Origin of the sequence: Gaiella occulta, from assembly GCF_003351045.1 — a bacterium.
Taxonomy (GTDB): domain Bacteria; phylum Actinomycetota; class Thermoleophilia; order Gaiellales; family Gaiellaceae; genus Gaiella; species Gaiella occulta.
In genome coordinates this window covers 176,140-187,011 of record NZ_QQZY01000005.1, presented here as the reverse complement: position 1 = coordinate 187,011, position 10,872 = coordinate 176,140, and the positions used below count along the sequence as shown (strand labels likewise).

The 10,872-nt window shown below is 73.5% G+C and carries 14 protein-coding genes; 7 read left to right on the top strand and 7 right to left on the bottom strand.

Annotation, left to right across the window (positions count from 1 at the left end; genetic code table 11):
• Nucleotides 1-28: 28 nt before the first annotated feature.
• Genes Gocc_RS11355 through Gocc_RS11345 form a run of 3 tightly spaced genes read left to right on the top strand, consistent with a single transcriptional unit; the run spans nucleotide 29 to nucleotide 1,822 of the window.
• Nucleotides 29-727, top strand: a complete 699-nt coding sequence (locus Gocc_RS11355; protein ID WP_114796675.1) for a metal-dependent hydrolase — start codon at nucleotides 29-31, stop codon at nucleotides 725-727.
• Nucleotides 724-996 carry a hypothetical protein gene (locus tag Gocc_RS11350; RefSeq protein ID WP_114796674.1) on the top strand — a complete coding sequence of 91 codons (273 nt, stop codon included), beginning with the start codon at nucleotides 724-726 and terminating at the stop codon, nucleotides 994-996. Before Gocc_RS11355 ends, Gocc_RS11350 begins: the two co-directional genes overlap by 4 nt.
• Nucleotides 989-1,822 (top strand): DUF1028 domain-containing protein, encoded by an 834-nt coding sequence (locus Gocc_RS11345; protein ID WP_114796673.1) that lies wholly within the window; start codon nucleotides 989-991, stop codon nucleotides 1,820-1,822. Before Gocc_RS11350 ends, Gocc_RS11345 begins: the two co-directional genes overlap by 8 nt.
• A gap of 105 nt (nucleotides 1,823-1,927) precedes the next feature.
• Here Gocc_RS11345 and Gocc_RS11340 read toward each other — a convergent pair whose 3' ends face one another.
• Nucleotides 1,928-2,692, bottom strand: a complete 765-nt coding sequence (locus tag Gocc_RS11340; RefSeq protein ID WP_114796672.1) for an Ldh family oxidoreductase — start codon at nucleotides 2,690-2,692, stop codon at nucleotides 1,928-1,930.
• A 118-nt stretch (nucleotides 2,693-2,810) separates the two neighbouring features.
• On the opposite strand from Gocc_RS11340, the gene Gocc_RS11335 reads away from it, so the two are divergent.
• Entirely contained in the window at nucleotides 2,811-3,569 is a 759-nt protein-coding gene (locus Gocc_RS11335) for a hypothetical protein (protein ID WP_114796671.1), read from the top strand.
• Nucleotides 3,570-3,624: 55 nt separating this feature from the next.
• On the opposite strand, the gene Gocc_RS11330 is transcribed toward Gocc_RS11335, so the two are convergent.
• On the bottom strand, nucleotides 3,625-4,707 hold the full coding sequence (locus tag Gocc_RS11330; protein ID WP_114796670.1) for an Mrp/NBP35 family ATP-binding protein: 1,083 nt from the start codon (nucleotides 4,705-4,707) through the stop codon (nucleotides 3,625-3,627).
• Between the two features lie 197 nt (nucleotides 4,708-4,904).
• Between Gocc_RS11330 and Gocc_RS11325 the strand changes: the two genes are divergently transcribed.
• Complete coding sequence (locus Gocc_RS11325; protein ID WP_114796669.1) at nucleotides 4,905-5,546, top strand: hypothetical protein; 642 nt, start codon at nucleotides 4,905-4,907, stop codon at nucleotides 5,544-5,546.
• A gap of 57 nt (nucleotides 5,547-5,603) precedes the next feature.
• Here Gocc_RS11325 and Gocc_RS11320 read toward each other — a convergent pair whose 3' ends face one another.
• Nucleotides 5,604-6,401: an inositol monophosphatase family protein gene (locus Gocc_RS11320; RefSeq protein ID WP_114796668.1), complete on the bottom strand. Its 798-nt coding sequence runs from the start codon at nucleotides 6,399-6,401 to the stop codon at nucleotides 5,604-5,606.
• Nucleotides 6,398-7,468, bottom strand: a complete 1,071-nt coding sequence (locus tag Gocc_RS11315; protein WP_114796667.1) for a DUF1015 family protein — start codon at nucleotides 7,466-7,468, stop codon at nucleotides 6,398-6,400. The genes Gocc_RS11320 and Gocc_RS11315 overlap by 4 nt, the downstream gene beginning before the upstream one ends.
• 39 nt (nucleotides 7,469-7,507) lie before the next feature.
• Between Gocc_RS11315 and Gocc_RS11310 the strand changes: the two genes are divergently transcribed.
• Both Gocc_RS11310 and Gocc_RS11305 read left to right on the top strand, forming a co-directional pair.
• The gene (locus tag Gocc_RS11310) at nucleotides 7,508-8,347 is read left to right on the top strand and encodes an HD domain-containing protein (RefSeq protein WP_114796666.1); all 840 of its coding nucleotides are present in this window, start codon (nucleotides 7,508-7,510) and stop codon (nucleotides 8,345-8,347) included.
• Nucleotides 8,348-8,353: 6 nt separating this feature from the next.
• Entirely contained in the window at nucleotides 8,354-9,187 is an 834-nt protein-coding gene (locus Gocc_RS11305) for an EamA family transporter (RefSeq protein ID WP_114796665.1), read from the top strand.
• 46 nt (nucleotides 9,188-9,233) lie between these two features.
• Here Gocc_RS11305 and Gocc_RS11300 read toward each other — a convergent pair whose 3' ends face one another.
• Genes Gocc_RS11300 through mce form a run of 3 tightly spaced genes read right to left on the bottom strand, consistent with a single transcriptional unit; the run spans nucleotide 9,234 to nucleotide 10,858 of the window.
• The gene (locus tag Gocc_RS11300) at nucleotides 9,234-10,172 is read right to left on the bottom strand and encodes a DUF933 domain-containing protein (RefSeq protein ID WP_114796664.1); all 939 of its coding nucleotides are present in this window, start codon (nucleotides 10,170-10,172) and stop codon (nucleotides 9,234-9,236) included.
• A 54-nt stretch (nucleotides 10,173-10,226) separates the two neighbouring features.
• Entirely contained in the window at nucleotides 10,227-10,457 is a 231-nt protein-coding gene (locus Gocc_RS11295) for a hypothetical protein (RefSeq protein ID WP_114796663.1), read from the bottom strand.
• Nucleotides 10,454-10,858 carry a methylmalonyl-CoA epimerase gene (mce, locus tag Gocc_RS11290; protein ID WP_114796662.1) on the bottom strand — a complete coding sequence of 135 codons (405 nt, stop codon included), beginning with the start codon at nucleotides 10,856-10,858 and terminating at the stop codon, nucleotides 10,454-10,456. The genes Gocc_RS11295 and mce overlap by 4 nt, the downstream gene beginning before the upstream one ends.
• Between the last annotated feature and the right edge of the window lie 14 nt (nucleotides 10,859-10,872).

The window sequence follows — 10,872 nt, the reverse complement described above, 5'->3', positions numbered from 1 at the left end:
AGGCGGGTCGGTCGTCTACCCTTCAGCCATGGCGACGTCGCTCACCTGGCTCGGCCATGCGGCGTTCCGGCTCGACACTCCAGCCGGGCGGCGCATCTACGTCGACCCCTTCCTGACGGGCAATCCGAGCTGCCCCGCCTCGGAGCTCGAGCCGGAGCGGATCGACGCGATCCTCGTCACCCACGGCCACGGCGACCATGTCGGCGACGCGGCACGCCTCGCGCAGGCCTTCGCCTGCCCGCTGATCGCCCAGGTCGAGCTGCGCGGCTGGCTCGCGCGGCAGATGCGCAGCGGCGACGACATGAGCCAGGCGCTCAACAAGGGAGGCGGTGTCGAGGTGGCGGGCATCCGCGTCACGCTGACGCACGCGAACCACTCGTCGTCGACCGACGACGGCACCTACGCGGGCGAGTCGTGCGGCTTCGTGCTGGAGATACCCGATGGGCCCACCGTGTACGTCGCCGGCGACACGAACGTGTTCGGCGACATGGCGCTGATCGGGCGCATCTACCGGCCCGACGTCGCCGTGCTGCCGATCGGCGACCACTTCACGATGGGCCCACGCGAGGCCGCCGTCGCCGCGGAGCTCGTGGGTGCGCGCCGCATCGTCCCGAGCCACTACGGCACCTTCCCGCTGCTGACCGGGACGCCGGAGGCGCTGCGGCCGCTGCTCGGTGACGGCGTCGAGCTGCTCGTGCCCGCGCCCGGGGAGACGGTGCCGCTGTGAGCGGCCGCACGCGCTGGTTCGGGGCGACGGGCCGGCGGGTGCCGGAGATCGCGCTCGAAGGGTCGCTGGAGGTCGAGGGGGCGCTCGACCTCGCCGGCCTCGACGCCGCCGCGCTGCGCGACGCGCACGGCCGCGGCGTGCCGGTGCTCGCGCACGCGGCCACCGCGGCCGAGGTGAGGGCCGCGCTCGCCCATCCGGAGGTGTCGTGCGTGCTCGTACGCGATCCCGCGCTCCTCGAGCTCGACCTCGCCGACCTCACCTATGGCTAGCACTCCGGTCGTCGCCACCTATTCCCTCTGCGCCTGCGATCCGAGCGCCGGGCAGTGGGGCGTGGCGACGCAGTCGAAGTTCCTCGCGGTCGGCTCGGTGGTGCCGTGGGCGGCGGCGGGCGCGGGAGCGATCGCGACGCAGTCGTACGCGAACCCGCGCTACGGGCCGGACGGCCTCGCCCTCCTGGCACGAGGACTGTCGGCCGGCGAGGTCGTCGAGCGGCTGACCGACGCCGACGAAGACCGCGCCCTGCGCCAGCTCGGTGTCGTCGACGGCCAGGGCCGCGGGGCGACGTTCACGGGCTCCGGCTGCCACGCCTGGGCCGGCGGCCGCGCCGGCGACGGCTATGCGGCGCAGGGCAACATCCTCGTCTCGGAGGCGACGGTGGACGCGCTCGCGGCGTCGTTTGCCGCCTCCGGCGGCCGGCCGCTCGCCGAGCGGCTGCTGGACGCGCTCGCCGCAGCGCAGGCGGCCGGGGGCGACCGCCGCGGCCAGCAGTCGGCGGCGCTGCTCGTCGTCGAGCGCGACGGGGGCTACGCGGGCCTGTCGGACAGGCTCGTCGACCTGCGCGTGGACGACCACGCGCGTCCGCTGGAGGAGCTGCGACGGCTGTACGGCATCCATCAGACGCTGTTCGGGAAGACGGCGCGCGAGGAGTGGATCCCGGTCGACGACACGCTGCGGGCCGAGATCGCCGGCCGGCTCGCCGCGCTCGGCCATGCGACGCTGGACGACTGGGCAGGGGTCGAGAACCTGGAAGAGCGCGTGGACGGCAGCAGCGCGATCGACCCGGTCGTGCTCGAGGCGCTGCGGCGGGCGTCGTGAGCGAGCGCTTCCGCGTCGTGCGCTGCGACGAGGTCGAGGCAGACGCGGACGGGCGCTTCCCGGCGGGCACCCGGCCTGCCGGCCCGCTCGAGCCGTAGTCACTCGTCACGCGCGGCGCGGCCGGGCGTCTCCCGGCAGCCGCACGTCCGCCGCCAGCTTCCTGAAGGCCGGCACGGGATCGTGCTCGCCGCGCGCGACGAGCAGCACCGCGCCGTGCTCCTCACCGGCGAGCGCCGACACGAAGAGCTCCAGGCCGACGGCGAGAGCGAAAGCCTTGTGCGCATGCGGGCCGCCGAACGGGACGAGCTCCTGCGGCGCCGCACGCCCGGCGAGCACGTCGCCGTGGGTGACCGCGCCCATCGAGACGTCAGCGACGAGCGGCTCGCCCACGCTCGACGGGATCGCGATCGCCAGCGGGTTCGTCCCCGTCAACGCCGCGCCGCCGCCGGGAGGCGGCAGGCGGCGCGGCGAGGTCGCCGTGAGCAGGGCGGTGTAGCCGGCCTGCGCGAGCCGGCGCACCCAGTAGCCGAGAGCGCCCGTGGGGAAGCACGACGACGCCACCACGAGGCGTGCGGGGCCCGGGTCGTGCGCGACGAGATCGTCGCAGACCGCGGCAAGCGTCAGATAGCCGAGCGCTCCGCCCCCGTGCCAGCGGTCGACGCCCGGCGCCGACGACACCTTCAGCGGACGCGCGCCCCGGTCGAGCGGCTGCTCCTCGAGCCACGGGATGCGCGCGTAGCCGTGCCCTTCCTTTCCGCGGCGCTGCGCGTCGTCGAAATGGTCGAACAGCACCGCGGCGGCCTCGTGCCCGAGCCCGAGCGCGAGCAGCCGCGCATACGCCTCCTTCGCGGTCGCCGGAGCCTCCCTCATAGGGGTGAGCCTATCCCCCGCCGGGATCGTGCCCTCACGAAATGCTTACCCTGGCTACGCAGAGCGCATACACGCCCCGCGCAGACTCAGGCTGTCAAACGACCCTGGAGGGCATCACATGCGTCGCATCATCGTCAGCGCGCTCGCGGCGGCCGTTGCGCTTTCAACGGCCGGCCTCGCCGTCGCAAAGCTCAACGCGAGCGGCGTCAGTGCCGCCACCGCCACGTTCTCGGCGGCGAAGGAGCGCTCGGAGACCCGCACGTGCACCGCAGACGGCAAGACGTACGAGATCACGAGCGGCCGCTACGTCGGCGCGATCGACTTCGCCGACCCCAACTCGGCGCTCGACGGCCCGCTCGCGATCAAGGTGCGCGCCGTCGTCAACAAGACCGACGGCATCGGCTGGATCGAGGGCTCGTTCCGCGGCAGGGACGACGCACGCCGCACCCACGCCCGCTTCTGGGGCGCTCTCGACGGCAGCGGCAACCTCGACGGCTTCCTGCAGGGCCGCGCCAACGAGCGCGACGCCTTCCTGCTCGGCAGCCTCAGCGCCACGTTCACGGCCGACGGCGGCTTCGCCGGCGGAAGGCTCGGCAACGGCTCCACCTCGCTTCCGGCCGTGCTCGCCGGACGCCCGTGCAAGGACTCGAAGCCGGCCGGCACGGCAGTGCGCCTGTCCGTCAAGGGCGAGGTGACCGCGATCGACGCGTCCTCGATCACGGTCAAGCCCCGGGACGGGTCGGCCGAGCAGACCTGCAAGATCGTGAGCCCCACGTCCCCGTCGACGGCGGGCATCGCCGTCGGCTCGAAGGTCGAGATCCGCTGCGCCCTCGTCGGGACCGACATGACGCTCGTCAAGCTGGAGAAGAAGTCCTGACCGCCACGATCGGCCTGCTCGTCGAGAGGGCGCCTGCGGGCGCCCTCTCCGTGTCCTAGGAGAGAACGGTGAGCGCCTTGCGGATGCCGCGGCGCGTGCGCTGCACCCGCTCGGCGAGCGCCGCGATCGCCGCCGCGGCCTCGGAGTCGGGCGCCGCCTCGAACACGGGCGTGCCGGCGTCGGCCGCCTCGCGCAGCACCGGGTCGAGCGGAATGCTGCCGAGGAGCGGCACCCCGATCTCGTCGGCGAGCCGCTGCCCGCCCCCGGAGCCGAAGATCTCCTGGCCGCTGCCGACGAGGTACGACATGTTCTCCACCACGCCGACGGTGCGCATGCCGACCTTCTGCGCCATCTGGGCCGCGCGCACGGCGACCTCCTGCGCGGCCGCCTGCGGCGTCGTCACGATCACGACCTCCGCGCGCGGCAGCAGCTGACCGAGCGAGATGGCGACGTCGCCCGTTCCGGGGGGCATGTCGACGAGGAGCGTCTCCAGCTCGCCCCAGTGCACGTCGGAGAGGAACTGCTCGAGCGCGCGGTGCAGCATCGGCCCGCGCCACATGACCGGGCTGTTCTCGTCGAGGAAGAAGCCGATCGACATCAGCTTGAGCGTCCCGCGCACCGGCGGCACGATCATCGTGTCGACGACGACCGGCCGCTGGTGCACGCCCAGCATGTGAGGGATCGAGTGCCCGTACACGTCGGCGTCGAGCACGCCCACGCGCTCGCCGCGCGCCGCGAGCGCGGCGGCGAGGTTGGCGGTCAGCGTCGACTTGCCGACGCCCCCCTTGCCCGAGGCCACCGCGAGGACGCGCGTCGCCGCGTCGATCGAGATCGTCTTCTCGGGGCGCCCACCCCGCAGGCGCGAGGACAGCGCCGCCTTCTCCTCCGGGCTCATGACGTCGAAGCGCAGGCGCACGGAGGTGACGCCGTCGACCGCGCCGACGAAGCGCTGCACCTGGTCCTCGAACGAGGAGCGCAGAGGGCAGCCCGCGACCGTGAGCGCGATCGTGACGTCGACGTGCCCGCCGCCGTCCACGACGACGTCCCGCACCATCTCGAGCTCGGTGACGGGCTTGTGCAGCTCGGGGTCGATGACCGACTCGAGCGCCTTCAGGATCGCGTCGCGGCTCGGTTCCATCCGCTCATGAGCGTACCAGCGCCGTCCGTAGTCGCCCGCAGCACGAGAGGCGGTCTTCCCGTACCCGACGGCGTGCACTCAGCGGATGCCGCGCGCGCGCGTCGAGGCGAGAGTGACGGCATCGGCCTCGTCCACGAGCTCCCGTGAGCGCGCGGGCGGCGGGGCCGGCGTAGACCGACGGATGGGGAGGTAGCGTCATGAACACGAAGAGACTGCTCGAGCTCGGCGGCATCGTCGCCGGCGTGGTGTTGATCGCGTTCGGGATCGGAGCGCTCGTCATGAGCATCAACGCCCGCAGCACCGTCAGCGACGAGCTCTCGCGGGAGTTCATCGTCGGCTCGCCCGACATGAAGCCCTCCGAGATCCGGAAGGCCGCGAAGGAGGCGGGGCTGCCGGCGACGACCGCCCTACCGACCTGCGACGTCGCCGACAAGGAGATCACGAGCGGATCCGATGCGCGCTGCTTCGCACAGTACATGCGCATCCACGCGCTGGAGTCGTCGGGCGGGCTCACCTACGCGCAGATGGGGCGCTTCGCCTCTGCGGCCGATCCGAGCGACCCGAAGGGCACGAGCGACGCGGCGGCGGCGCTGATGGCCGACGGCAAGCCCGTCCCGAACGCCGCCCGCAACACCTGGGTCACCGCGACGGCGCTCTCGACCGCGCTCAACGTCTCCTACATGGCAGAGCAGATCGCGCTGTTCGGGCTCGTCGTCGCAATCGCGCTCCTGCTCAGCGGCATCGGCTTCATGATCCTCGCCGTCATGGCGCTCGGCACGACCGCCCGGGTCGACGAGACGGCGAAGGCCGGCACGCCGGCGAGGCCCGTCACGGGCTGACCCGCGGGAACATCTGCACGAGGAGGAAGCGAGGGGCGGCCGAGCCGCCCCTCGGCGTCAGGCGAGCGCTTCGGCGAGGAGGGCGCAGAGGGCGTCCGTCGCCGCTGCCACGACCCGCGAGCGGCCTTCGAGATCGAGCGGCGCGCACGCGAAGGGCGGGTCATCGAAGAGCTCGATCGCGTAGCCCCGTTCGCGCACGAGCAGCTGCGCCGCGGCGATGTCGATCGAGCGCGCCGGCTTGAGCGAGCAGACCGCGTCGACCCGGCCGGCGGCGAGATGGCAGAGCGACAGCGCCAGCGAGCCCATCACACGCAGCCGCTGAGCGACGCCCTCCATCGCCGCGGCCTTGTCCGCGACGAGCGCGGTCGTCGTGGCTTCGAACGCGAGGATCTCGATCGGGCTCTTCGGGCCGGGTGCGGACAGCGGTGACCCGTTCAGGGTCGCTCCGCCGCCGCGCGTCGCCGTCCACTCCTCGCGCGCGCCGAAGTCGTAGACATAGCCGAAGGCGACGTCGCTCATCGCGGGGCCGTCCGCGACGGCGAGCGAGAGGGAGAAGAACGGAATGCCCCGCTTCGCGTTGATCGACCCGTCGATCGGGTCGACGACGACGCGCGTGGAGCCGCCGGCGCCGAAGACGCGCACGCCGAGCTCCTCGGACACGAGCGTGAAGTCCGCCTCGAGCGCCTCCAGCCGTGCGACGACGGCGGCCTCGGCGGCCGCATCAACAGCCGTCGTGTCGTCGCCGCCCTCGCCCGCGCGCAGAACCGGCTCTCGCTCGGCGCGCGTGGGGAGGTCTCGCAGAGCGGCGTCGATGTCGGCGACGCAGGCACGGCAGAGCTCGAGCCAGTCGGTCATACCGGGTGGAACAGCAGCCCGCTCGTGAGCTTCGGGAAGAAGTACGTCGTCTTCTGCGGCATCACCTCGCCGCGGCGGGCCCGCTCGAACACGTCCTCGATCCGGGTTGCGCGCAGCAGGAAGGCGCCGTCGTAGACGCCGGCGTCGACCTGCGCCACCGCGTCGGCGAGGTCGGCCGTGTAGCCGAGGCCCTCGTGGCCGATGATCCGCTCGACGAGCTCCACGTCGAGCTCGCCCGGCTCGCCGACGACCGGGAAGGCGGCGCCGCGGCGGTAGACGACGGCGTGCGCGATGTCGTACGGCAGCCGCCCGAGGCGCTCGACCGCCGAGGCGACGTCGGTCGAGCCGCCCGGCGGCGGTACGACCTCGTCGTGGCCGTGGAAGAGCCGGTGCGTGGGGAAGATCTCGAGTCCGGGATCGGAGGTGGAGACGAGCACGACCATCATGCGTGCGCTCTCGGCCGTGCCCTGCTCGGCGGCGTAGGCGACCGCGGTCTCGTAACGGTGGTGGCCGTCGGCGATGAGCAACTGACGGTCGGCGAAGGCCTCCGCGACACCGTCGCCCGGCATGCGCCACAGCTGCGTGGCGTCGGCGGCGAGGTCGGGCTCGCGGTCGGGCACCGCGACGGGCGCGTCGCCGTCGTAGAGCAGGAAGATCGGCTCGAGCTGGGCGCGGGCGGCACGCAGCAGGCGCAGCCGGCTCTCCTTCGGCCCGGCGTGTGTGCGCTCGTGCGGAAGCACGGTGCGCGTGTCGTACGGCTCGACACGCAGGGAGGCGACGAGCCCCTCGCGGCGGCGGGCGACCCCGTCGGGGCCGACGTAGTCCTGGGCGACGGCCCACACGGCGGGCTCGTCGTCGCGCACGAGCACCCCCTCCTCGAGCCACGACCGGAAGAGGCGCCCCGCCTCCTCCTCGGACTCGTTCAACGTCAGGCGAACGACGTTGTGCTCATCGCGGGCGCGGTAGGCATCGCGCTGCTCCGGCGTGAGCACGTCGTAGGGAGGCGCGGTCACGGACGGCGCCGGCTCGGCGTAGCGGATCGCACGGAACGGAGCGACGTCGGCCATCACCGCGAGCGTACCTTCGGGCCTAGACTCCCCGTCACGATGACCACGATCGCCGAGCTCGCAGAGGACCGCACCGTCGAGGGCGTGTACGCCGTCGGGCGCAAGGAGCGGCGGCGCACCCGCAACGGCCAGCCCTACCTCGCGCTCGAGCTCGTCGACCCGAGCGGACGCATCGAGGCGCGTGTGTGGAGCGACGTCGAGCTGCTCGACCGTCGCTTCGGCGAGGGAGACGCCGTGCGCGTGCTGGGCAGGGTCGAGCGCTTCGGCGGCAAGCTGCAGGTGCAGGTGCGCGCGCTCGAGGCCGCGCCGGACGCCGACCCGGCGTCGATGGCTCCGGCGATGCGCAGGGACGCGGACGAGCTCGACGGCTTCCTCGAGTTCCTCGCCGGCGAGATCGCCCACCCCGGCCTCGCGGAGCTCGTCGCCGGGTTCCTCGACGACGGCGCCCTGCGCGCGTCGCTGCGGGCGCTTCCCGCCGCGGGCGCAGACGGCCACCATGGCTACGCGGGCGGGCTGCTCGAGCACACCGTCGGCGTGACGACGCTCTGCCGCGAGACGGCGCAGCTGCACCCACGCCTGCGCCACGACCTGCTGGTTGCCGCCGCGCTCGTGCACGACGTCGGCCGCACGCTCGAGCTCGAGCGCGGTCCGGCGTTCCGGCAGACCGAGGAAGGACGCCTGCTCGGCCACGTCCACCTGGGGCTGCGGCTGATCGAGCAGCGTGCCGGCGGGCTCGACGCCGCCCTGCGCGCGGAGCTGCTGCACGCCGTCGCCTCGCACCACGACCGCGCGAGCGCCCGCACGGCGGAGGCATCCGTGCTCTACCACGCGAACCAGCTGGACGCACAGGCGGCGACCCGTCCCGTCGGCGAGGGCTGACGCTGCATGACAGGGGTCGTGCTGGCGCTGTGCGCGGCGGCGCTGTGGGGAACGGGCGACTTCTTCGGCGGCGTCGCGTCACGCCGCGTGCGCGTGCTCCTGGTGCTGTTCTGGTCGCAGCTGGCCGGCCTCTCCGGGCTTGCCGTGTGGGTGCTGGCAAGCGGATCCGGCCGACCGGAGGCCCGCGCGCTGCTGATCGCCTTCGGCGCCGGCGTTGCGGGCGTCGTCGGGCTCGGCTGCCTCTACCGCGGCATGGCAGTCGGCGCCATCGGCATCGTGGCGCCCATCTCGGCCACGTCCCCCGCCGTCCCCCTCGCGGTCGATCTCGCCCGCGGCCGCTCCCCGGGGGCGCTGCAGTGGGCCGGCATCCTCGTCGCCCTCGCAGGCGTCGTGCTCGTCGCGCGCGAGCCGGGAAGCGGCCGCGCGCCGGTTGCGGCCGGCGTCGCGCTCGCGCTTGCGGCCGCGCTCGGATTCGGCCTCTTCGTCGTCGGCATCGGCGAGGCGGCGAAGGACGGCGCTCCCTGGGCGGCGGCGGCGGCCCGCTTCGGCTCGGTCTGCGCGATTGTCGTCGCGCTCTCCGCGACGCGCGCCGTCCCGCGTGTCGCGCGAGAGCTGCTGCCGCTCGTCGTCGCGGTGGGCGTGTTCGACACCGGCGCGAATGCGCTCATCGCGCTGGCCTCGACGAGGGGTGCGGTCGGGATCGTCGCAGTGCTCAGCTCGCTCTACCCCGTGACGACGATCCTGCTCGCCCGCGCCGTGCTGCACGAGCGCATCGGCGCAACGCGGACAGCCGGGGGGGTGATCGCGCTCGCCGGGGCGGCGCTGATCGCGGCTGGGTGAGGCGGCGGCACGCGGTGTGGGAGGCCGGGCCGAAGCGCGCGTCCGCTCACACGTTGAAGCGGATGTTGAGCACGTCGCCGTCCTGGACGACGTATGTCTTGCCCTCGAGGCGCTGCAGGGCCCGTTTCGCCGCCTCCGCATGCGAGCCGGCCTCGAGCAGGTCGTCCCAGCGGATCACCTCGCAGCGGATGAAGCCGCGCGCGATGTCCGAGTGGATGGTGGCGGCAGCCTCGACCGCGGTCTGGCCGTCGCGGAGCGTCCACGCGCGCGTCTCCTTCTCGCCGGCGGTGAAGAACGTGATCAGGCCGAGGGCGTCCTTGAGCCGGCGCACGACCTCGTCGAGCGCGGAGGGGCCCTCGCGGAAGGCGGCGGCCTCCTCGTCGGGAAGCTCTGCGAGCTCCGCCTCGAGCTTGCAGTCGATGCCGTGGGGGCCGTTCTCGATCGCTATCAGCGGCTTGGTCGTGAGGGGGTCGAGCTCCCCCGGCAGCTCGCCCGTCCATTCGCTCAGCGGCCTGCCGCTCTCCAGGTGCGCGAGGACCGCGCCGAGCGCCTCCGCCTCCTTGCGCACGGCGGCGTCGCCGGACTTCGCCTGCTTCTCGACGCGCTCCAGGCGTCGTGCGACGTGGTCGGCGTCGGCGACGAGCAGCTCGAGCTTCAACGTCTCGAGGTCGCCCGCGGGATCGGCGCCCTCCGAGAATCCGTCCGCGACCGCGAGCAGCGCGTCGACCTGACGCAGCCCGCCGAGGAGAGCGGGGCCGGTTCCCGGCACGTCCTGCACGCGAACCGCCGCCGGCGTCACCTTGCGCGCCCTGACGAGGGCGGCGAGACGCTCGAGCCGGTCGTCGGCGATCGTCGCCATGCCGACGTTGGACTTGTCGGTCACGGATGCGTACGCGGTGATCTCCGCTCCCGCCTTCGTGAGGGCGTTGAAGAGCGTGGTCTTCCCCGCGTTGGGGAGACCGACGATGCCTACCTCGAGAGCCATGGGCGGCGTAGGGTAGCCGCGCGTCCACGAGGCCGGGCGGCGCGCACCGGAGCGCTAGAGGCCGAAGCCGACTTTCGAGTCTCGCGCGAACCGCTTCATGTACGCGACGCGGCCGAGGACGAGCGTGACGCGGCCGTCGTCGGTGTCGAGCTGGTGCGTTCCCTGCGCAGCGGAGGCGAGCGCGTGCTCGAGCGCGTCGGCGCCCGCGGGGGCGACGTTGGCGGCGATGATCGGCCCGCCCGCGAACGCGACCTCGATGCGGACGGATTCTGGTTCGGTGCTCATGCCGGGGAAACCACCTCCGTGAGGACGCCGTGGACGGCGTCGGGATGGACGAATGCGACCTGCAGGCCGAACAGGCCGACGCGCGGCTGCTCGTCGATCAACTCCGCGCCGGCGCCGGCGAGCTCCGAGAGGGCGGCGGCGACGTCGTCGACGGCGTAGGCGACGTGGTGCATGCCGGGCCCGCGCCTGGCGAGGAACCGTCCCACCGGGGTGTCCTCGCCGTCCGGCGCGAGCAGCTCGATACGGCTTCCGGCAACGAGCAGCGACGCGGCGTAGACGCCCTGGTCGGGCAGGGCGGCGCGGTGCTCGACCGTGCCGCCGAGCAGGCGCGCGTACGTGCCGATCGCCTCGTCGAGGTCGGAGACGGCGACGCCGAGATGGTGGATGCCGCGCGTGGTCACGCGGCCGATCGTAG